Source organism: Streptococcus sp. HMSC066F10 (assembly GCF_001813805.1).
GTDB lineage: Bacteria > Bacillota > Bacilli > Lactobacillales > Streptococcaceae > Streptococcus > Streptococcus vaginalis.
The window spans coordinates 1-21,392 of record NZ_KV813968.1 but is presented as its reverse complement, the minus strand read 5'-3'; the positions used below and the strand labels follow the sequence as shown (position 1 = coordinate 21,392).

General features: G+C 38.5%; 18 protein-coding genes and 3 pseudogenes. All 21 read right to left on the bottom strand.

Annotated elements, in window-relative coordinates; translation table 11 throughout:
- Positions 1–5 precede the first annotated feature (5 nt).
- Positions 6–1,709 (bottom strand): dihydrolipoyl dehydrogenase, encoded by a 1,704-nt coding sequence (gene lpdA / locus HMPREF2933_RS03790; RefSeq protein ID WP_024051538.1) that lies wholly within the window; start codon positions 1,707–1,709, stop codon positions 6–8.
- A gap of 31 nt (positions 1,710–1,740) precedes the next feature.
- Positions 1,741–2,784: a dihydrolipoamide acetyltransferase gene (locus HMPREF2933_RS03785; protein WP_070241691.1), complete on the bottom strand. Its 1,044-nt coding sequence runs from the start codon at positions 2,782–2,784 to the stop codon at positions 1,741–1,743.
- A 107-nt stretch (positions 2,785–2,891) separates the two neighbouring features.
- The gene (locus tag HMPREF2933_RS03780; RefSeq protein WP_024051536.1) at positions 2,892–3,884 is read right to left on the bottom strand and encodes an alpha-ketoacid dehydrogenase subunit beta; all 993 of its coding nucleotides are present in this window, start codon (positions 3,882–3,884) and stop codon (positions 2,892–2,894) included.
- A gap of 13 nt (positions 3,885–3,897) precedes the next feature.
- Positions 3,898–4,866 carry a thiamine pyrophosphate-dependent dehydrogenase E1 component subunit alpha gene (locus tag HMPREF2933_RS03775; protein WP_024051535.1) on the bottom strand — a complete coding sequence of 323 codons (969 nt, stop codon included), beginning with the start codon at positions 4,864–4,866 and terminating at the stop codon, positions 3,898–3,900.
- A 161-nt stretch (positions 4,867–5,027) separates the two neighbouring features.
- Entirely contained in the window at positions 5,028–6,188 is a 1,161-nt protein-coding gene (locus HMPREF2933_RS03770; RefSeq protein WP_070241692.1) for an ATP-grasp domain-containing protein, read from the bottom strand.
- Between the two features lie 19 nt (positions 6,189–6,207).
- Positions 6,208–6,948, bottom strand: a complete 741-nt coding sequence (locus HMPREF2933_RS03765; RefSeq protein ID WP_070241694.1) for an esterase family protein — start codon at positions 6,946–6,948, stop codon at positions 6,208–6,210.
- A gap of 34 nt (positions 6,949–6,982) precedes the next feature.
- Positions 6,983–7,807, bottom strand: a complete 825-nt coding sequence (locus tag HMPREF2933_RS03760) for an alpha/beta hydrolase (protein ID WP_024051532.1) — start codon at positions 7,805–7,807, stop codon at positions 6,983–6,985.
- A 131-nt stretch (positions 7,808–7,938) separates the two neighbouring features.
- Entirely contained in the window at positions 7,939–9,273 is a 1,335-nt protein-coding gene (gene trmFO / locus HMPREF2933_RS03755) for a methylenetetrahydrofolate--tRNA-(uracil(54)-C(5))-methyltransferase (FADH(2)-oxidizing) TrmFO (RefSeq protein ID WP_024051531.1), read from the bottom strand.
- Positions 9,274–9,446: 173 nt separating this feature from the next.
- Positions 9,447–9,944: a phosphoribosylanthranilate isomerase gene (locus tag HMPREF2933_RS03750; protein WP_024051530.1), complete on the bottom strand. Its 498-nt coding sequence runs from the start codon at positions 9,942–9,944 to the stop codon at positions 9,447–9,449.
- 63 nt (positions 9,945–10,007) lie between these two features.
- The gene (gene topA, locus HMPREF2933_RS03745) at positions 10,008–12,101 is read right to left on the bottom strand and encodes a type I DNA topoisomerase (RefSeq protein ID WP_024051529.1); all 2,094 of its coding nucleotides are present in this window, start codon (positions 12,099–12,101) and stop codon (positions 10,008–10,010) included.
- A gap of 85 nt (positions 12,102–12,186) precedes the next feature.
- The gene (gene dprA / locus HMPREF2933_RS03740; protein WP_024051528.1) at positions 12,187–13,029 is read right to left on the bottom strand and encodes a DNA-processing protein DprA; all 843 of its coding nucleotides are present in this window, start codon (positions 13,027–13,029) and stop codon (positions 12,187–12,189) included.
- A gap of 82 nt (positions 13,030–13,111) precedes the next feature.
- Positions 13,112–13,669 carry a sugar O-acetyltransferase gene (locus tag HMPREF2933_RS03735; protein WP_024051527.1) on the bottom strand — a complete coding sequence of 186 codons (558 nt, stop codon included), beginning with the start codon at positions 13,667–13,669 and terminating at the stop codon, positions 13,112–13,114.
- Positions 13,659–14,486 (bottom strand): PRD domain-containing protein, encoded by an 828-nt coding sequence (locus HMPREF2933_RS03730; protein ID WP_024051526.1) that lies wholly within the window; start codon positions 14,484–14,486, stop codon positions 13,659–13,661. The genes HMPREF2933_RS03735 and HMPREF2933_RS03730 overlap by 11 nt, the downstream gene beginning before the upstream one ends.
- On the bottom strand, positions 14,483–15,265 hold the full coding sequence (locus HMPREF2933_RS03725; protein ID WP_024051525.1) for a ribonuclease HII: 783 nt from the start codon (positions 15,263–15,265) through the stop codon (positions 14,483–14,485). The genes HMPREF2933_RS03730 and HMPREF2933_RS03725 overlap by 4 nt, the downstream gene beginning before the upstream one ends.
- Entirely contained in the window at positions 15,252–16,103 is an 852-nt protein-coding gene (gene ylqF / locus HMPREF2933_RS03720) for a ribosome biogenesis GTPase YlqF (RefSeq protein ID WP_024051524.1), read from the bottom strand. The genes HMPREF2933_RS03725 and ylqF overlap by 14 nt, the downstream gene beginning before the upstream one ends.
- Positions 16,104–16,222: 119 nt before the next feature.
- Positions 16,223–16,714: pseudogene (locus HMPREF2933_RS03715) on the bottom strand (MBL fold metallo-hydrolase); the annotation flags it as partial.
- Positions 16,715–16,745: 31 nt separating this feature from the next.
- Positions 16,746–18,068 carry an ISL3 family transposase gene (locus HMPREF2933_RS03710; protein ID WP_024051522.1) on the bottom strand — a complete coding sequence of 441 codons (1,323 nt, stop codon included), beginning with the start codon at positions 18,066–18,068 and terminating at the stop codon, positions 16,746–16,748.
- A 159-nt stretch (positions 18,069–18,227) separates the two neighbouring features.
- Positions 18,228–19,868 carry a mercury(II) reductase gene (gene merA / locus HMPREF2933_RS03705; RefSeq protein WP_001031938.1) on the bottom strand — a complete coding sequence of 547 codons (1,641 nt, stop codon included), beginning with the start codon at positions 19,866–19,868 and terminating at the stop codon, positions 18,228–18,230.
- Between the two features lie 28 nt (positions 19,869–19,896).
- Entirely contained in the window at positions 19,897–20,289 is a 393-nt protein-coding gene (merR, locus tag HMPREF2933_RS03700) for an Hg(II)-responsive transcriptional regulator (RefSeq protein ID WP_024051520.1), read from the bottom strand.
- Between the two features lie 217 nt (positions 20,290–20,506).
- Positions 20,507–20,938 (bottom strand): annotated as a pseudogene (locus HMPREF2933_RS03695) (MBL fold metallo-hydrolase); the annotation flags it as partial.
- A gap of 3 nt (positions 20,939–20,941) precedes the next feature.
- Positions 20,942–21,229: pseudogene (locus HMPREF2933_RS03690) on the bottom strand (acyl-CoA dehydrogenase); the annotation flags it as partial.
- Positions 21,230–21,392 lie beyond the last annotated feature (163 nt).

The following is a 21,392-nucleotide window of genomic DNA, read 5'->3' as shown; positions in this document are numbered from 1 at the left end:
GTCTCTTATCTTTTCTTAGGGGCATGGATAGCCATGCCGAGTACGTCTGCAAATGCTTCGTACATAACTTCTGAGAATGTCGGATGACCGTGAATGGTCTTGAGCATTTCTTCCACCGTGATTTCCATTTCGATGATAGTAGAGGCTTCATTGATTAACTCGGCTGCAGCGGGACCGATGATGTGAACACCGAGAACTTCTCCGTATTTCTTATCAGCAATCACTTTGACAAATCCTTGAGCAGCATCAGATGCAATTGCTCGTCCGTTTGCTGCGAAGTTGAATTTGCCGATAGCTACATCGTATTTTTCGCAAGCTTGTTCTTCTGTCAGACCGACTGCTGCAACTTCTGGCAAAGTGTAGATGGCTGCTGGAGTTAGATTTAATTTAGCAACTACATGATTGCCTTTGAGAGCATTCTCTGCAGCTACTTCTCCCATACGAAAAGCTGCATGCGCCAACATCTTGGTACCGTTAATGTCTCCGGGTGCGTAAATTCCTGAAACAGAAGTTTCCATATATTCATTGACCTTGATACGACCGCGGTCTAGTTCAAAGTCAACCTCGCCAATTCCCTCCAAATCAGGCACGCGTCCGATAGAAAGCAAAGCTTTATCAGCTATGATATCTTCCTTTCCTGCAACTTTGATGCAGAGCTTGCCATTTTCTTCGATAATTTCTTCCAACTTGGTCTCTGTCAAAATGGTCATGCCCTTGCGTTCAAGAATGAGCCGAAGGTTCTTAGAGACTTCTGCATCCATAGCTGGAACAATCCGATTCATCATTTCGACAACCGTCACCTTACTGCCAAAGGTCATGAAAGCCTGTCCTAGCTCAATACCAACAACGCCACCACCGATGATTACTAAACTTTCTGGAACTTCCTTCATACCCAGGATATCATCGCTAGTCATGACAAGTGGTAATTCCATACCTGGAACGTTAATCTTGCTGACTTTTGATCCACCAGCTAAGATAATTTTCTTGGTTTCAAGAAGTTCAGAACCGTTCACTAAGACATTCTTATCTTTGGTAATGGTACCAATTCCTTTGTGAACATCAACATCATAGCTGCGAAGCAGACCTGCAACACCTCCGACAAGTGTGTTGACAACCTTGTTTTTGGTTTCCAGAACTTTATCCATATTGACGGTAAAGCTTGGATTTTCAATGATAATTCCGCGGTTTGCTGCATGGTCTAGGCTTTCAATAATTTCTGCATTGTGAAGATAGGTCTTAGTCGGGATACAGCCACGGTTGAGGCAGGTTCCACCTAGTTCAGATTTTTCAACAAGGGCAATCTTGCCTCCTAATTGAGCTGCTTTAATCGCTGCCACATAGCCAGCTGGTCCGCCACCAATAACCACAATATCATAAGCGTCATCACTCTTATTATCGTCGTTAGAAGTTGTGGTTGCAGTTGGTGTTGAACTAGCATCTGAAGCAGCCACAGTAGTCGGAATATTTTCTCCTTCTTCGCCCAGATAACCGATAACTTCCGTTACAGGAACAATCTCACCGTCTCCTTTTAAGATAGCAATCAAGTAGCCGTCTTCCTCTGCTTCTAACTCCATGCTGACTTTATCTGTCATGATTTCTAGAAGGATTTCTCCTTCTTTTACAAATTCGCCAACTTTTTTATTCCATTGAACAATCTGTCCTTCTGTCATATCAACGCCGGCTTTTGGCATAATTACTTCTAAGGCCATGTTTTTATTTTCCTCTCATTTAAACTTTCTCTTATACCAACATTGAAATTGGGTCTTCAATCAGTTCTTTTAGGTCTTTCATGAATTTAGCACCTGCCATACCGTTCACGACTCGGTGATCGATGGTTAATCCAAGACTCATAATTGGTCGAATCACAATTTCTCCGTTTACTACGACTGGTTTTTCAACGGTTGAACTAACTCCCAAAATCGCCGAATTAGGCTGATTGATAATTGGTCCGAAGGATTGAACACCAAACATTCCTAGATTGCTAATCGTAAAAGTTGAGTTTTGCAGCTCACTTGGGGCTAATTTCCCGTCTAAAGTCCGACCAATCACATCCTTAAAAGCAACAACTAACTCAGACAGACTCATTTTTTCGGCATTGTAAACCACTGGTGTCATAAGCCCGTTATCCATACCAACAGCCATAGCCAGATTGACATACTTATGCATGATAATGGTTTGCCCATCTTCTGTCAGAGACGAATTGAGATAAGGGTGCTTCATTAAGATTTTAACAACTGCCATAGAAAGTAAATCCGTAACCGTCATTTTCTTTCCTGTCGCTTCCATAATTGTCTCTAAAACCCTCTTGCGCAGCGCCAGCAACTCTGTCATATCTACATCATAATTGAGAGTGAAAGTTGGTGCTGTCAGATAAGAATCCACCATTCGTTTAGCAATGACCTTCCGCATTGGCGTCATTGGAAGGCGCTTAATTTCTCCATAAGGAGTGGTGTTGTCAGGTATTTCTTCCGCTTTCTCAATTTGAGCCGGAGACTTGATACTGTCTGAGTCAACATTTTCAGGCAGCAAATCCAGAATATCCTTTTTCATAATCCTGCCGTGCACGCCTGTCCCTTGGATTTCCTGCCAAGCGATGTTATTTTCTTCTGCAATACGTTTTGCAAGGGGCGTAATTTTCACAATATTGAATTCTCGATAACTTTCAATATCTTCTTTGTGAATGCGTCCCTTTGCGCCAGTACCAGATACGTCATAGAGATTGATACCCAAATCATCTGCTAATTTTCTAGCAGCAGGGGTCGCTCTTAACTTATCATCAGTCATAGCTTCTCCTATTTCTTTTTTATTGATTGTTCTTTAATCTTGAACTGTTTTTGTTTTTACATAATTTTGGTTATGTATAAATGTTGTAGCCAATATCAATTTCAGTTTTATTCTTTATTGTAAGTCTTACGGATAACCTCTTTGATACTTTCAACTGTCGGAATCATAGCATTTTCAAGATTCTGAGCATAAGGCATAGGAACATCTTCGCCAGCACAACGGCGAATTGGTGCATCCAAATAGTCAAATGCTTCTGATTCGGAAATGATAGCAGAAATTTCACCGATATAACCACTAGTTTTGTGGGCATCATTGACTAGAACGACTTTTCCTGTTTTTTTGACTGAGTTGATAATGATATCCTTGTCCAGAGGCACCAAGGTACGAGGATCAACCACTTCTACTGAAATGCCTTCTTCTACCAATTCTTCAGCTGCTTGCATAACCCTACGGAGCATTTTTCCATAGGTCACAACTGTCACGTCCGTTCCCTCTTTTTTGATGTCACCAACACCGAGAGGGATTGTATAATCAGGATCAAGCGGAACTTCGCCTTTTTGGTTGAATTCTGACTTGTACTCAAGAATAATAACAGGATTGTTGTCGCGGATAGAAGATTTTAGCAACCCTTTCATATCCGCAGGAGTGCCAGGTGCCACGACCTTTAAACCTGGAATGTGGGTAAACCAAGATTCCAAAGATTGTGAGTGTTGAGCAGCTGATCCGACACCATTTCCAGCTGCGCAGCGAATTGTCATCGGAACCTGACCTTTACCACCGAACATATAACGCGTTTTAGCAGCTTGGTTGACAATTGCATCCATGGCAATGACAGAAAAATCCATAAAAGTCATATCTACAATTGGGCGTAGTCCAGTCATGGCCGATCCTGCTGCAGCTCCTGAAATAGCTGCTTCAGAAATTGGACAATCACGTACTCGTTCTGGACCGAATTCTTCTAACATTCCGACAGATGTTCCGAAATCTCCTCCGAAAATACCGACATCTTCTCCCATTAACAACACATTTTCATCGTGACGCATTTCCTCAGACATAGCAAGGATAATGGTATCACGGAAGGACATTGTTTTTGTTTCCATTTTATCTCCTCTCTTAGTCCGCGTAAATATCTTCAAAAGCTGACTCAAGCGGTGGGAATGGACTTTCCTCTGCAAATTTTACAGATGCTTCCACTGCTTCTTTAACCTCTGCTTGGATAGCTTCTAACTCTTCGTCGCTTGCAATCTGATTTGCTAGCAAGTATTTACGAAGAGTTTCGATTGGGTCTTTTTTCTTCCACTCCTCTACTTCTTTGCGCGTTCGATACTTACCAGGATCAGAAGAAGAATGTCCTAACCAGCGATAAGTAACACTTTCAATCAAGACAGGCCCTTTACCACTTCGAACGTATTTAACAGCTTTTTGAAAACCTTCATAGACCTCAATAACGTTGTTCCCGTCTGGGATAAAGATGCCAGGAATACCATAGGCAGCACTCCGCTCATGAATGTGCTCTATATTGGTCATTTTCTTAATATCCGCAGAAATACCATATCCATTATTGATACAATAGAAAATCACTGGCAAATTCCAAATAGAAGCCATATTAACCGCTTCATGAAAAATACCTTCGTTCGTTGCTCCGTCACCAAAGAAGCAAACCACGATTTTATCTGTTTGGTGCATTTGCTGAGTGAGGGCGGCACCGACTGCAATTCCCATGCCTCCGCCAACAATACCATTTGCTCCTAAGTTTCCGGCATCCAAATCAGCAATGTGCATGGAGCCACCTTTTCCTTTGCAGGTTCCGTTATATTTGCCCATGATTTCTGCCATCATGCCGTTCAGATCAATTCCTTTGGCAATCGCCTGACCATGACCACGGTGGTTAGAAGTAATCAAATCATCAGGATTGAGGGCCAGCATAGCTCCAACGCTAGCTGCTTCTTCTCCAACAGAAAAGTGAGTCATTCCTGGAACTTTCCCCTTTTTTACGAGTTGGGCAATTTTTAAGTCCATCCGACGGATCTCTTCCATTTTACGAAACATCTCTAGCATAAGATTTTTATCTAAAGTTGACATAGTCGAGCCTTTCTATGAGTGTAATTCTATAATTTCATTCTATCCAAACTAAAAAATACTGTCAAAATTTATGCTTGAACAATTTCACAAAGAAAAATCAGCTAACCTTGCTGGCAAGCTGATTTGAATTGACTAAATAAAAATTTCACAAATAGATTTTTCTACTTTTTCCCAAAATCCTCTATCATTCGATCGATTTCCGAACAACTTGGTGTTGTCAAAATATAATGAACATCTCCTTGTAAGTCTGCAAATGCCTTTGGCATGATTTTGACTGCTTTTAATTTATCGCCGTACTTTGCACGCAATTCTTCTTCTGAATACACATAATTTGAGGTTGAACGGCGTGAAGTAACCAAGCCATATTGTGCTTCGACTTGAGGTTGTGGGAAAGGTTCGCCATTCACAATATCTGCATATCCACGATAAAGGTCAATGGAGTGAGCAAAGTTATACAAATCAATCGTAAAAGCACCTGCTGGACGATTATTGTATTCTATGGCAATATAATCATCTCCGTCACGGAAAAATTCAATATGAAAGAAGCGTTCTTTCATGCCAAACGCTTTAATGATAGCTTCCCCATATTGACGTAACTTGGGATCCATGTCTTTTATAATATAATATGAGTTTTCATAATGATTCAAAACTAAGTCTAAAGGAGTATAAGCATAGTCGAAAGTTGTTGAAAACACAATATTTCCCTTTGAATCCAGTAATCCGTCAAACGTACAAATTTGTTCAGAGTCAACGAATTTTTCAAAGAAATAAACGGTTTGCTTATCCCACTCTTGTTTAAATTGTTCAACATCTTCAGTAGTTTCAAGTTTATAAGTTCCTGCTGCGCCAACTCCATTGTCTGGCTTCGCAATCATCGGAAGTCCAATTTTACTGACAGCCATGTCAACTGCCTGCAAGGTTTTTACAATTTGACCAGGAACGACAGGAACTCCAGCCTTTTTAAAGAGTTTCTTCATTTCAGACTTAAATTTTGTCTTTTTCAAGTCTTTTGGCTTTGGTCCTACAACATTAAATTGTTCACGCAATTTTGCGTCTTGCTCCAACCAATATTCATTGTGTGACTCAATGCGGTCAATTGGTCCGTGCTTGTAAAAAAGGAAGGCTACAGCACGTTTCACTTCATCAAGATTTTCTAAATTTTCCACACGAAAATATTCTGTTAAAGCATTTTTCAACGGTTGATCTAGTTGATCATAAGGTTCTTGCCCGATGCCCAAAACAGTAATTCCTTTATTTGCAAGTTCAACAGTAAATTGTTGAAAATTTTGCGGATAATAAGGTGAAATAACGATATAGTTCATAATAGTGTTTCCTTTCTAATCATAGGTTTAATTGATTGAGAAAATAAGGCATTTGCTTGCGCCACCAAATCCAGTCATGCGAAACATCATATTCCCATTCAGCAAACCATGCTGGAATGTTCTTATGTTCAAAGGCTTCTTTTAAGGTGTAGAAAGAAGGCAGTCCGTCCTGTTCCCATGCACCAAGTCCTGTACAGACAATGATATCAGCATTGCGATAGCGGTCAATAAACCAACCATCGTTTTGATTCCAAATGTAATCTGCTGGTGAATTTTGATAAATTGCTTCATCATCTAAACAATCACCGACAAAGAAGCGGGCATCGTAAACTCCGCTGAGGGCGATGACCTTGTTAAAGACATCGGGGTGCTGGAGAAAGAAATTAACAGCGTGATAGGCTCCCATAGAACAACCTGTCGTCATCATTGGATCAAACCAACCTGTTTTATGCTTGATAAAAGGAATGGCTTCCTCAATGACATAGCGCTCATAAGCTCGGTGCATTTCCGCGCGGTCGTGAGGAGCTTTCCAATCAGCCAGCCAGCTTTCACTATCTACACTACTCAAAGTGAAGAATTGAATTTTTCCTGTTTCGATAAACCATGAACAAGCCTCAATCATACCAAAATCTGCATATTCATTGTGACTGCCTCCTGATGAAGCAAAAACGACTACAGGCATTCCAGCGTGCCCGTAACGATTCACATACATTTCACGATTTAAATGACCACTCCAATGACTTAAAAATTCAACATGCATATAAATTCTCTCCTCATATTCTTAATTAATTTATTTACCATTTTTCACTAAAGAAGCGAAGACAATCAGGTAAATGCTCAGCCCAAGCCATTTCATTGTGTTCTGCCCCAGCTTGAATATGAAACAATAGATTTTCCAAATCTAAACCGCCCGCAATTAACTGACGAAAGTAGGTTAATGACGAATCAATGTAAGCTTGCTTGATATTGCCAGCCATCAAGGTTTTATCGGTGTCATCTGCTTCTTCTGTTCCAACATAAATATAAATACGCTGATCTGCTAATAAGTTATGGCGTTCTATATAACGATTGAACGCTTCCTGATGCAGCCAGTTTGCAGATGAGAAAACACCCAAGCAGCCAATTTGCTCTTGGTATTCAATTCCCATAAACTGTGTAATGTTTCCGCCTAAAGAAGAACCAACCATAGCCGTGTGCGCTCGGTCTGACTTGGTACGATAATACTCGTCAACAAAGGGTTTTACAACTTCCATGACAAACTCCGCATATTCTGTCCCCTTGCCGCCAAATTGCATACCTGGAATAGTTGATTCTTGATATTTCCATGCAGAATACTCATTCATTCGATTAAAACCGTCATTGTCAATCGCCACCACAATCATTTTTTCAATATCGGGATTTCTCTTAATCGTTGGAATGATTTTCCAAGAATGTCCACTAAAAGACTCTTTACTATAAAGGATATTTTGACCGTCGTGAAAATAAACTACAGGATAGGATTTCTGAGTATCTTGCTCATAATTTCTAGGAAGTAGCACTCGAACACGACGCTTTTGTTTGCTATAAGGCACTTCTAATGCATGTTCCCTTACTTCAAGGTAAAAATAGGATTGATTCATTATCAGAAAACTTTCTATTTTCAAAATTTTTATTTATTATATCATAAAATATACAAAAAAGTTAGGGAATTCCTAACTTTTTAATACTTTTATAACAAATCATCATTATTTCTATCTTTTCCAAAAGAAAACTAGAGATTTTGATAATTTTTGATAGCTTGTAGCGCTCGTTTTGCTATTTTTTCATAGCGTTCTTTTTTGTCTCGAATGCGTGGACCGTCCAACTCCTTGATAATTCCAAAATTGACATTCATTGGCTGGAAATGTTTGCTATCAGCATGCGTGATATAATGAGGTAAGCTTCCAATAGCAGTTGTTTCTGGAAAGACCAGAGCTTCTTCTCCATTGAAAAGTCTAGTTGCATTGATACCGGCTACCAGCCCAGATGCAGCGGATTCTACATACCCTTCTACACCGGTCATCTGACCTGCAAAGAAGATATTCTCTTGTTTTTTAGACTGGAACGTCTGTGTCAGGAGATTTGGTGAATCCATGTAAGAATTGCGGTGCATAACTCCATAGCGAACAAATTCTGCATTTTCTAATCCCGGAATCATCCGAAAAACGCGCTTCTGTTCACCCCATTTTAGATGTGTTTGGAAACCAACAATATTATAAAGGCTTCCAGCTGCATTGTCTTGACGAAGCTGAACGACTGCATAAGGTGTCTTAAATCCACCGTCACGAGGTCCTTTATAGTCATCTGGGTATTCCAAACCAACTGGCTTCATAGGACCGTAGAGCATGGTTTTTATTCCTCTTTTTGCTATCACCTCAATCGGCATACAGCCTTCAAAGTATTTTTCTTTTTCAAAGCTATTTAACGGTGCTTCCTCGGCATTTACCAAAGCGTCATGAAAAGCCATAAACTCATTCTTAGTCATAGGAGCATTGAGATAAGCAGCCTCTCCCTTGTCATAGCGAGATTTGAGGTAAACTTTCTCCATGTCAATTGTATTGACATCTACAATCGGTGCTGCTGCATCATAAAAGTAAAATCCAGCTCCACCATTTAGCGCGTGAATCTTTTCAGCAAGTGTATCACTTGTCAAAGGTCCCGTCGCAATAACAGTAATCGTATCATCAGGAATTTTGGTGATTTCCTCACGAATAACTTCGATTAAAGGATGGTTTGTCACCTCATCAGTCACCATTTGTGAAAAACCGTCACGGTCAACTGCTAACGCTCCTCCGGCCGGTACACGCGTAGCTTCTGCTGCTCGCATAATGATTGAATCCAAACGGCGCATTTCTTCTTTTAACAAACCAACCGCATTCGTTAGCGAATCCCCCCGTAGAGAATTCGAGCAGACTAGCTCTGCAAAATCACTAGTCTTATGTTGCGGAGTAGATTTCACTCCTCGCATTTCATACAGCTTAACAGGAATACCGCGTTTAGCAATTTGATAAGCTGCTTCGCTGCCAGCCAGACCAGCTCCTATGACATTGATATAAGATTGAGACATGAAACAAATACCTCTTTGGGAGGAGACTCCCACAAATCTTTCTAATTATTCTTAACCATTATAACAGAAAAAGCCCCTACTGACGAGTGAGACTTTCTAGAACGCAAATACACTAACTTATTAGTATCCATCCTCAAACATTGGTGTAAAGAATATAATGATTGGTCATGTATCTATTTCTTTAACATTTTTTCCAGATAAGCAATTTTAACAAAATCCTTATCATTATTTTGGTCATTTCGATAGGAATCTTGCGAAGATGCTGTGTAAATCTTAAGATATTGTTCAGCATCAGGAAGAAAATAAACTACCCCTGCTGTTTCATGTTTTACCAATTCATCTAAAGGAATCCCAGCAAAGTTTTCCAAAGTATTCATGCTACCAAACTCAACCGATAGATTTCCTTTTTGAAATTCGTGCTCGTGCAAATCTACTAATTGGTAGTCAAGCCGGTTCATAATCGTTTCAATCTTTTTAAAATCATAAATTCGTACCTCATCAGGTGCGTCCCATCCCCTAGGATCTCCTGGAACATGGATATCAATATCTCGTGCTTGCCAGTCGTGGCCAGTTACCTGTTCAAGCCCTAGTGAACCCATAAGCAAGGGAGTGATTCCAATTCCGTTCAATTCCTTTGCAATCTTTAAAAATTCATCAAATTTCTCTTTCATACAGTTTCCTTTGCTATATATAAAGAAAGTTTACATAAAATAAATTACGTAAACATCTTTAACTTATTTTACTTTTTCTTCTTCGTAATCCCCATTGCTGCAGACAACTTGCTTGCCTCCACCACGAACTTTCTTTTCTACAAGATACTGACCGCATTTCGGACAAGAGCGACCAACCGGTTTATCCCAAGAAGTAAAGTCACAATCTGGGTAGCGATTGCAGCCATAGAAAAGGCGATTGCGTTTGGTTTTGCGCTCAATGATTTGCCCTTTGTGACACTTAGGACACTCTACACCGATTTCTTTGACAATCGCTTGAGTATGACGACAGTCAGGAAAATTGCTACATGCATAGAATTTACCATAGCGGCCTAACTTGATAACCATAGGACTTCCACAAACTTCGCAATCAAAACCAGCCGGTTCGTCTTTAATTTGAATTTTCTCCATTTCAGTTTCTGCTTTTGCAACTTCTTTTTCAAATGGCTTATAAAATTCATCAATGACCTTTTGCCATTGCTCTTTTCCTACTTCGACATCATCTAGCTTAGCTTCCATATCAGCGGTAAACTTCACATTGACAATATCTGGGAAGAATTCAACAATCAGAGAGTTCACGATTTCTCCCAGTTCAGTTGGCTCAAAGCGCTTAGAAACTAATTTGACATAGTAGCGTTTTTGAATAGTTTCAATTGTTGGTGCATAAGTTGACGGACGCCCAACGCCATTCTCCTCCAAGGTCTTAATTAAAGTTGCTTCTGAATAACGTGCTGGTGGTTGAGTAAAATGCTGCTCAGGATTGGTGTTGATACGCTTAACCAAATCACCTTTTTTCATGTCTGGCAGCATTTTGTTTTTATCAGAGTCGTTATAAATAGCTAGATAACCATCAAATTTAACCTGACTACCATTTGCAGCAAATTGAACACCATTTTGCTCTAACTTCACACTCATCGTGTCAAATACCGCAGCAGTCATTTGACTCGCCACGAAACGATTCCAAATCAACGTATACAATTTCAATTGATCTTTATCTAGATATTTTGCGATATTGTCAGGTGTATTAAATACACTTGAAGGACGAATCGCTTCATGGGCGTCTTGTGCGCCAGAAGCATTTCGGACTCTACTGCCGTGTTTAGAATATTTCTCACCAAAACGATCTGTAATGAAGGTTGCAGCTTCATTTTGAGCTACCGGACTAATTCGAGTGGAATCTGTACGCATATAGGTAATCAAACCTTGCACACCAGATCCGATATTAATTCCTTCATAAAGCTGCTGAGCAACCATCATCGTCTTACGAGTTCGGAAATTAATTTTATTGGCAGCGTCCTGCTGCATAGATGATGTGGTATAAGGCAGCGGAGCATTGCGCTTGCGTTCCTTTTTCTCAACGCTTTCGACAGTAAATTCATCACCTTCAATATGAGAAAGAACATTTTTTACATCATCGTTGGTAGCAAGCTTCATCTTCTTGCCATTCATGCCATAAAAGCTGGCTTGAAATTGACGAGTTCCTTTTTTGAAAGTTCCGTCAATCGTCCAATACTCTTTCGGCTTAAAAGCATTGATTTCATTTTCACGGTCAATGATGAGTTTCAAGGCAACAGATTGCACACGTCCAGCTGACAATCCCTTTTTGACTTTTTTCCAGAGAATTGGAGAGATAGAGTACCCCACAATACGGTCAAGGACACGACGCGCTTGTTGAGCATCTACCAAATCCATGTCAATCTGGCGCGGTTCTTTAAAAGCATTTTTTACTGCATCTTTCGTGATTTCGTTGAAAACAACACGATTTTTATCTGTCTCGTCCAGATTTAAGATATGAGCCAAATGCCAAGAAATAGCTTCTCCTTCACGGTCCGGGTCACTTGCAAGATAGACTTGTTTCGCTTTTTTAGCTTCTTTTTTCAAATCATTGATAAGAGGCCCTTTCCCGCGAATATTGATATATTCTGGCTCATAGTTGTTTTCAAAATCGATGGACATGGTAGACTTTTTCAAATCGCGAATATGTCCAACGCTGGCTAAAACTTTGTAGTTCCGCCCTAAATATTTTTCAATTGTTTTTGCCTTAGCTGGCGACTCTACAATCACCAGATTTTTTTTAGCTGTTATTTTTTTCTTTGTTTTTGTTGCCAATCTAAACACCTTCTAAAAGTAATAAACCTCATAGAGTTTAAACTATTTGTTTCAAGATGTCAACTAGTAGCATTCTCTTATAGGAGAACTTGTTTTAAAATTGGAATTCAGAAAGTACGTCAGCCCCTGATGTGATGCATTTCGCTCCCTCCTGAATCAAATGATGACAGCCATCACTTCTTCCATCTAAAATGGACCCTGGAATAGCAAATACATCTCGCCCTTCTTCCATTGCTCGCTCACAAGTAATAAGGCTGCCTGAGCGCATTTTGGCATCAGCAACAATAACCCCTCTGCACAATCCTGCTATAATCCGATTACGCTCTGGAAAATGAAATTTTAATGGCTCTGCTTCAGAACTATATTCACTAAGTACTAGATGATGTTCTCCCAAATACGATTGGAGTTTTTTATTCGCCCTTGGATAAAAAACGTCTAGACCCGTTCCGATAACTGCAATTGTTCGACCACCATTTTGCAATGCTGCCATGTGAGCCGAGGTATCAATTCCGCGTGCTAAACCACTCACGATAACCAATTCATTGTTTAGCTCTTTAATAATCTTTTGAACGGATTGACTGCCTACTCGGCTACTATTCCGACTTCCTACAACAGCTACTTTAGGTAATTTTAGCAAATCCAAATTACCTTTATAAAAAAGAAGAACGGGTGGATTATAAATTTCACTCAAATCCCAAGGATACACATCATCCAAGATAGAAAAAGACGGAAATTTTTCAAATTCTTGACATAACAAATCATCATCTAGCTGCAGATATTTTTCAATGAAAAGAGCTGGATTACGGCATTCCGACACAACTGCCATATCTTTTACTGATAATTCTTTTTCTTGTATCTCAGCATACGAGAGAACATTGATGACCTGCTGATTGGTCAAGCCAGCTTCTTTTAATTTATAGATATCAAAATTATCCATTTTATCATTCCTTTTACTTTTTAATTACACTTCACTTATATTATTCGTAAAAGGAATTAAAAAAACGAGAATTTCTCGCTTTTCACATTTTATCTAATTCTTTAATAATTCGAGCTGGGTTTCCAGCCAAAACAACATTATCACCATAAGATTTGGTGACAACCGATCCCGCTCCAACGACGACATTGTCTCCTAATGTTACTCCAGGCAAAATCGTTACACCGCCACCCGCCCAGAAATTATCGCCAATGGTAATTGGTGCACCGTATTCTATACCTGATATGCGTTCTTGTACATCTAAAGGGTGGAGAGGGGTCAGAAGTTGACAATTTGGTCCAAACAATGCATTTTTTCCAATAGTAATTGGACAAACATCAAGCATGGTCAAATTCCAATTAGAATAGAAATTTTCTCCTAAGTGAATGTTGATACCATAATCGCAGACAAAGTTTGGTTTCATCGAAATGTTCTCACCAGTTGAGCCGAACCATTCTTTTACGAGTTTACTTCTTTTTTTACCGTCCTGTTCTGCATTAAATGCGTATTGAAATTGACGAGAACGTGTTACCAATTTTCGTAATTCGGGATCTTGCGGATTGTATAATTCTCCTGCAATCATTTTTTCATATTCAGTTTTCATTGACTTCTCTTTTCATTCTTGATAAGTGAATGGTTAGATACATTTGTTCATCATCAGACGTCTGATAATTGCGCGTCTGCTTGAGATATTGGGTAATCTTTGTTGTCGTTTCATAAGCTGACGGATACTTGATTTTCAGTAAATCAAACATGTCATTGTCGTCTAACTCTTGATGTCCAGTGTCCGTTAAAACACGTTCGCAAAAAAATTTCAGATGCGTAATAAAGCGTTGAACATAAATATCCTCGTCATCTAATGAGATCTTTAAGCTGTATTTGACGATTGTCATGATTTCTTCCATTAGTTGCGTCAAATCTTGAGCGGCTACATTGCCATTATCTAATTCAGCATTGACAATGGTCAAAGCCATAAAACCTGCTTCGTCCAAAGGTAAATCTTGCCCTAAATAGTCACCCAACAATTGATTGGCATACTTGCCAACTTCAAATTCGTCAGGAAAAAATCGCTTAATGTCCCACATGAGGAAATTTTTCATAAAGAAATGATCTTGGATACGTAAAACCACACCATACAGGTGGTCAGCCATCGCTAAAAAAGCACCATCTTGCAATTTTTTATTTATTTTTGCATGTGCGTAAGTGATAATTTTATCAGCCATTTCTATGATGTCAGCAGGTAATTCTAACAATAATTCACGCTTGTTTTCTGACAAAACATATTTTTTCTCAATCAGATTATCCCGAATATCATCTCCTTCTTTACATCCAAAAGCCAGTCCACGTCCCATCAACACTACTTCTTGGTGGTTTTCTTCAGAAATGACCACATTATTATTTAAAACTTTAGTAATAATCATCTCTTGTCCTCGACTTCTTCAAGCATGGATTTAATTGGTTCAAAGGTTGTCCGATGAATAGGAGTGATTCCCTTTCGTTTCAATCCTTCTAAATGATGCTGGGTTCCATAACCAACATTGTGTGCAAAGTCATAACCTGGATAAGTTAGCTCATAATTTGTCATCATGCGATCTCTAGTCACCTTGGCTACGATTGAAGCGGCCGCAATAGACAGCGAATTGGCGTCTCCTTTGATAATAGACGTTTGCGGAACTTGAACATCTAACTGCATAGCATCAATCAAGAGATGTTGCGGAGCAACTTCAAGATTTCCCACCGCCTCTAGCATAGCTAATTTCGTCGCTTCATAGATATTCACTTCATCAATAACTTGATTATCCTTGATACCAATACCAACTGAAATTGCTTGTTTGAGCACTTCTTGATAGATTTCTTTGTGCTTTTTCTTGGGAACTTTCTTGCTATCGTTGAGACCTTTGATTTTACAGTTTTTAGGTAAAATAACTGCCGCTGCCACAACAGGACCTGCTAAGGGGCCACGCCCAACCTCATCAATCCCAGCGATATATTGGCAACCAGTAGCATAAAGCTCCTTTTCATATCGTAACATTTGCTCCAAACGACGGTATTCGTCCAATTCAGCTTGAATTTGTTTTTTACGTTTCACAATGAGCTTGTGGACACCAGCTCGACTATCATCTCGAAATTGCTCAAAAACAGGACTCTCTATGTTTGTTATTTCAGATAAGATTTCTTGAATCTCTTTAATCGTTGCCATGTATCTCACCTAAAGTATCTAAAGTATAACGTCCCAATTTACCGTCACGAATGTCTTTAATAAAAAGACGATAAAAACGATCATAATCATCTCGAAAACCCAATTTTTGTGTCATATCTATAATGATTTCCGGTGCTTCTTCTTCCAAGTCCATTTGCTTGAACCGTTCTTGAAGTTCCTTTGGATAATGTTCTTTGAAATAATTGATTCCAAAAATAGTAACCTCATCCATTGGAAGCAAATCGTCTTTAATCGCTCCTGTTAAAGCGAGTTTCAAAGCAACTTTTTCATCTTCAAACTTAGGCCAGAGAATCCCTGGAGTATCTAAAATTTCCAAGTCCCTATTAGATTTGAGCCACTGCTGCCCCTTGGTAACACCCGGTTTATTTCCAGTCACAGCGATTTTTTTCCCAGCTAAACGGTTCATCAGGGTTGATTTACCAGCGTTTGGGATGCCGATAATCATAGTCCGCAATGTTTCAATTTGGATCCCACGTTCTTTTTGCCGAGCAATTTTTTCTTTCATCAATGACTTAGCTGCTTCTGTGACTTTTTTAACAGTTGATTGTTCTTTAGAATTGATTGCCAAGGTCTTGATACCTTGACTTTCAAAATATCTTCGCCACTCTTTCGTCAGATCAGAATCAGCTAAATCCGTCTTATTTAAAATAAGAAGCTTGGGCTTATCGCCCACGATTTTAGTTAGCATAGGATTTTGACTAGATAATGGCAAACGCGCATCTACTAAAATTGTCACAAAATCCACAAATTTGATATTTTCTTGTACTTGTCTCCGAGCCTTGGACATGTGTCCCGGAAACCATTGAATAGTAGCCATGAAAACCTCTTTCTTACACTAGTTTAACATCTTCATTATACCAAAATTTTAGCTAATTCGCATTGATAAATCATGCAACAAAAAATCACCTTTCAAAAACAAAAGGCAATTTTTGAATCTTAATGATACAAAACAGGCTTTCTATCCTGTTTATCGGTAAACGGAAGTCTTGATTCGCGAATCCGTTTTACATAGTCAACAATTTCTTTCCCTTCGTTGTCAAATTCTACAACAGTAAAAAATTGATCATGATAAAAGAAAAATTAATAATGATTTTCAAATGCTTCTTTGAGCCATTTTTATTTTGCAATAATGGAACGCATGGGGTAATCATCTACAGCAGCGACCCATACAGGCTTGCGATGCGCGTGAGTTAAAAGCAAGTCCGCCATATGAATCATGGTTTCATTTCCTTGTTTCAACAAAATGATACTATGATCATTGCTATGACCACCAGTATGAACCATTTGAATTTCCGGTATGACATTTAAGTATTCCGTAAATGTCTCCACTTGATGTTGAATAGGCTCCCAATTTTCTCTGAGATAAGTCCCTTTAGTCCGATTATTTGGGTTCATCATCTCGTACCATTCAATATCATTTACAAAAATCGGGTATTCGGATTTTATGGTGGAAAAGGGCTTATAAATCACCCTTCTCCAAATTCTTAATAAGTGTGGAAAAATCGACACCTAAGTTGTCTGTAATGTCGTGATCATTCACTTCATACCAATTGAAAGTATCGTATAACATAGCTTTATTGAAAGCACTTGAATTAAATCGTGGCTTACGCTTTTTATGGTGCTTCTCATTGAAAAGGATTTTGGCTCGTAAGGCATCAAACGAGTAACCTCTACCCATTCGCTCTACCTGCCTAATAATGCTGTTAATTGACTCCGTATAAGCATTAGTGAGCCTTTTATCAAAGTAGTTGAATATTTCAACATGCCAGTTGTCTACGGCTCTCACGAGGTCTTTATATGCGTCTTTAGAGTTGCTGGACATACAACGGTGTCTCCATTGACTATAACGAAGATGACCTTCATCTGGATCAGGAGTATCCCATATCCAGTAAAACTCTTCTTTGAGTTCATAGGCTTCTTTTAAAGCAGGAAGATTACCTAACCAAGTATCTAAGAGGAATGATTCACGTTCATTTAGATCGTGTTTACGCTTTAGAAGGATAAACCTTTCACGCATAAGGGTACGTCTTTCTTTTTGGCTCATATGGGCTTTCAAAGACTTTCTGACGTTATCTAAGGCTTGATTAGCCATTCTAACTACATGAAACTTATCTACGACAACTTTAGCTTGTGGAAGGATAGTGTTCACTGCGTCTTTGTAGGGCTTCCACATATCCATTGTGACGTACTCAATGTAAGTCCTGTCACTGATTTCTGAAAGACGTTGGATGACTGTTTCCTTGTTACGGTTAGGCTTGATGTCATAAATAGTCCTGCGTTCAATATTAGTCAATACAAGCCGAGGTCTACGGATAATATGTATCTCGTCTATCCCAAGCCACTTAGGAGTTTCAAACTGGTATTCACGTTCTTTGAGTGCCACATAGTCCTTAAAAACGTTCCTAATGGTTTTCTCGTCAACACCAACGCTTTCTGCGACTTCTACAAAGGTCTTAGACATGGATTGCTCTTGAATGGACTTTAAAAGCCTTTTGGTCATACTACGCTTTTCATCTACAGATATTAGGCGTTCCCAGAAGGTAGATCCGCATTCACGACACTTGTATCGTCTACGGTTCAAATGTAAGCCCACTCGCTTTAAACGAATGGGCAAATCCATAATTAGTTGATTTCTTGAACTGTGTTTGTACAACTTGTCAAAACCACATTCAGGACAACGTTCAGGTGGTCCGACTGCTTCAACTTTAAACATCATATCGGTTTCATTTTCTTGTGGCGGTTCTATTGTTTTAATGTCTGGTAGGGATAATAAGTCTGACATATTATTCATCCTTTATTACTCTGCGGTGTTAAGGTATCAATTATAGATTTGATGTCGAAATCATCAGTGTTAAATTATTTTTGTGACCACAAATGCACTTAGAAAATCCCTTAAAGCATTAGCTGGTTCACTTGAATAGGGAGTTGTAAAAAAGTTCCCTTAGCCTGCACAACAAGATAATTTCGAAATATCTTTATCGAACGTAAGTGCAACTAATTTTAGCCCTTCAGCCATTGTTAAATATGGTGCTAGGGTTTCTGTTAAATCTTCTATCGTTAAGCCAAATTTAACAGCTAATGATGCTGCATAGATGACATCTCCTGCATTTTCAGATACAATATGAACCCCTAATACTTTTAGTGTTTCTGCATCTGCTACTAGTTTAAATACACCGGTTGTTTCACGGTTTACAATTGCTCTTGGAACAGCATCTAAAGGTAATACAGATGTCTTCACATCATACCCTTTCTCTTTTGCTTGTTCTTCTGTTAAACCAACCGTTGCAACCGTCGGATTCGTAAACGTAACAGCAGGAACTACCGATAAATCTATTTTTTTGTTTAATCCACCAATAGCATTATCAGTAATAATTCCACCTTCATAGGCTGCTACATATACAAATTGTGGTCCTAAAGTCACATCTCCTGCTGCATAAATCTTTTCATTACTTGTTTGACCAAAATCATTGATCAGGATTTCATTATTTTTTCCAGTTTCAACACCTGCTGCACTTAAATTTAAAGAATCCGTATTTGGTTTTCTTCCAGTGGCAACAAGTAACTGATCTGATTCAATGACTTCTCTACTGCCATTTACTGTTACGTAAACCCTTTTTATCTCTCCACTTTGTTCAACACGCTCAAAAGTTGCCCCTTTGACAAGGTTTATACCCTGTTCAATTAACGCTTTTTCAACTGACTCTGAAATCTCAGGATCATACTCCTTTAAAAGTCGCTCACTTCTTTGCATAAGCGTTATTTCTGAACCTAAATGATGAAATAGTTGTCCAAGCTCCATTCCAATGTATCCTGAACCAATTACAGTTAATCGTTTTGGTATTTTCTTTAACTCAAGAAGTGTTGTACTAGTTAAATAGTCCATTTTTTCAAGTCCTGAAATTTGGGGCAACGAAGGCGATGCACCTGTTGCAATTAAAAAGCGTTTTGCAGATAACTTTGTCCCATTGACCTCAACCGTACTAGCATCAACGAATTTTGCTTCACCTTTAATTAAATCAAAATTATATTCATCAATTAAATCCATATATTTTTGATTCCGAAGTTCGCTCACCAATTTATCCTTTTGCGTGATTAAACTAGCTAAATCCACTTCTCCAGCGGATGTTTGTAAACCTATAAACGGATTGTCTTTTGATAAATGATTGATTTCCCCTGCCCTAAGAAGAGTTTTTGACGGAACACAGCCAATATTCACACAGGTTCCCCCAACCGTTCCACGCTCAATCATTCCAACTTTTGCACCGTATTCTATAGCTTTAATTGCCGAAGAAAAGGCAGCAGCACCAGAACCAATAATAAGAAGGTCATAATTGTCTTCATTAATTAACGCCACGTTTTCTAGTGATGATACTTCTTCAATTTCTCCGGCTTGGTAATTTGCTTCATCAATCGCCTTTATTGCACTTTCAACCTCAATATCATCGGGCAGTTCAAATACTGCTTCACCACGACGATAACTAGACTCAATATTTTTAGCACCTATCTTTTCAAGTGCTGATTCTACGTGTTTTTCACAACCCGTACAAGTCATTCCTGAAATGTTTACCTTAAATTTATTCATAAAAAAGCTCCTTTCGTTAATTAATCTCTCATGTTAATGTTTCTATTATTGGACACGAATGTAATTTCTTTTCATCTGGACATCGTTGTTTTAAGTCGTCTAACATAGTTTCAATTCGTTTTAAATCCTCTATTTGTTTTTGCACTTCCTTTTGTTTTTTAGAAACAAATTTGAACATATCTTGACAACGAACTTCATCTTTATCTACAACACCAAGTAATTTATAAATCTCGCTTAAAGAGAAACCAAATTCCTGTATTCGTTTAATAAACCCAACACGCTTAACGTCATCATATGAATATATCCGATAACCAGCTTCCGTTCGGTGAGGTTCTTGTAATAAATTTTTTCGCTCGTAATATCTGATCGTTTCTTTATTAACTCCACATTTATCTGCAAACTCACTAATGCGATAAATCATCTTATTTCACCCCCTGAATATTATAAACCATGTACCATAGTACACGGTCAAGTAAATTGGACTATTTTATTTTTTTCCCAAAGTATCACTCGTATGTGATTGATACTTTTATATAATACTATTGATTATCCTAACATCCCACCAGAAAATCCGATTTAAACACCAGTTGTTTTTAAACTATTAAGAAAGTAATTCCACTATATATTCCGAAGACCCCAAAAATCTTAGCATTAGGAAAAGTTGAAACCAACTGATGATTTTCATTTAATTTTGTCAATCCACCAGAGTGATCGTGATGCATGTGAGTCATCAACACATAAGAAATATCTTCAGGAGTCAAACCTAAAAGTTCCAAGCTCTCTTCAATTCTGCTTTCAGATAAAATCCCTAAATTTCGTCTTTGTTTATCAGATAGTTTCGCAGTGTTAAAACTTGCATCAATTAAATAATTTTTATTTTTGTGTTGAATCAATATTGGATCGGTTAATTCAACCATCATATTTTCTTCAGTTGTTGGATAATAGCGTGACCAAACAACTTTTGGTACAGGACCAAATAAAGTGCCTGCATCTGTCATCTTGTCAACTCCACGTAACCAAATTAATTTCATGTCTCCAAATTGATACTCTTGTAGAGCGAGTTCTGTCATTTCTTACTCCTTTAGCCACCTTTCGGCAATTTCTCTTCTGATAGAATTTCCAGATCTTCCATAGTTTTCAATAGTTTCTGCATCCTTTAAATAACGTTTGATATTAACCTTGTCGAATTTTTGTAAGGGACCAATTAGTCGAAGGATTTCATCGGATATCTCAATAGCAACTTTCGTCGTGTACAGTTTTATTCGAGAAACAAATTTTGCATCTTCTTCAATTTGACTAGGATAAGAATCAAAATAAGCTTCTGCAGAGCATAATTTATTGTATAAATCAGCAAATTTATTGGCTCTATAATATTTGTAGTGGGTAAATCCCCTATAGATCTTATGGAGCCTATTTTTGTGTAGAAAAAAAGTCCCATATGACCTATAGTGAAAAGCGACAAAACCATCATTAGAAAGAATCATATGGAACAACTACATTTTATCACAAAACTCCTTGATATCA

What these genes read in the sequence shown, in the direction of transcription:
- lpdA (WP_024051538.1), bottom strand. Translation starts at nt 1,709, where the DNA reads ATGGCCTTAGAAGTAATTATGCCAAAAGCCGGCGTTGATATGACAGAA.
- HMPREF2933_RS03785 (WP_070241691.1), bottom strand. Translation starts at nt 2,784, where the DNA reads ATGACTGATGATAAGTTAAGAGCGACCCCTGCTGCTAGAAAATTAGCA.
- HMPREF2933_RS03780 (WP_024051536.1), bottom strand. Translation starts at nt 3,884, where the DNA reads ATGGAAACAAAAACAATGTCCTTCCGTGATACCATTATCCTTGCTATG.
- HMPREF2933_RS03775 (WP_024051535.1), bottom strand. Translation starts at nt 4,866, where the DNA reads ATGTCAACTTTAGATAAAAATCTTATGCTAGAGATGTTTCGTAAAATG.
- HMPREF2933_RS03770 (WP_070241692.1), bottom strand. Translation starts at nt 6,188, where the DNA reads ATGAACTATATCGTTATTTCACCTTATTATCCGCAAAATTTTCAACAA.
- HMPREF2933_RS03765 (WP_070241694.1), bottom strand. Translation starts at nt 6,948, where the DNA reads ATGCATGTTGAATTTTTAAGTCATTGGAGTGGTCATTTAAATCGTGAA.
- HMPREF2933_RS03760 (WP_024051532.1), bottom strand. Translation starts at nt 7,807, where the DNA reads ATGAATCAATCCTATTTTTACCTTGAAGTAAGGGAACATGCATTAGAA.
- trmFO (WP_024051531.1), bottom strand. Translation starts at nt 9,273, where the DNA reads ATGTCTCAATCTTATATCAATGTCATAGGAGCTGGTCTGGCTGGCAGC.
- HMPREF2933_RS03750 (WP_024051530.1), bottom strand. Translation starts at nt 9,944, where the DNA reads ATGAAAGAGAAATTTGATGAATTTTTAAAGATTGCAAAGGAATTGAAC.
- dprA (WP_024051528.1), bottom strand. Translation starts at nt 13,029, where the DNA reads ATGGATAATTTTGATATCTATAAATTAAAAGAAGCTGGCTTGACCAAT.
- HMPREF2933_RS03735 (WP_024051527.1), bottom strand. Translation starts at nt 13,669, where the DNA reads ATGAAAACTGAATATGAAAAAATGATTGCAGGAGAATTATACAATCCG.
- HMPREF2933_RS03730 (WP_024051526.1), bottom strand. Translation starts at nt 14,486, where the DNA reads ATGATTATTACTAAAGTTTTAAATAATAATGTGGTCATTTCTGAAGAA.
- HMPREF2933_RS03725 (WP_024051525.1), bottom strand. Translation starts at nt 15,265, where the DNA reads ATGGCAACGATTAAAGAGATTCAAGAAATCTTATCTGAAATAACAAAC.
- ylqF (WP_024051524.1), bottom strand. Translation starts at nt 16,103, where the DNA reads ATGGCTACTATTCAATGGTTTCCGGGACACATGTCCAAGGCTCGGAGA.
- HMPREF2933_RS03710 (WP_024051522.1), bottom strand. Translation starts at nt 18,068, where the DNA reads ATGTCAGACTTATTATCCCTACCAGACATTAAAACAATAGAACCGCCA.
- merA (WP_001031938.1), bottom strand. Translation starts at nt 19,868, where the DNA reads ATGAATAAATTTAAGGTAAACATTTCAGGAATGACTTGTACGGGTTGT.
- merR (WP_024051520.1), bottom strand. Translation starts at nt 20,289, where the DNA reads ATGATTTATCGCATTAGTGAGTTTGCAGATAAATGTGGAGTTAATAAA.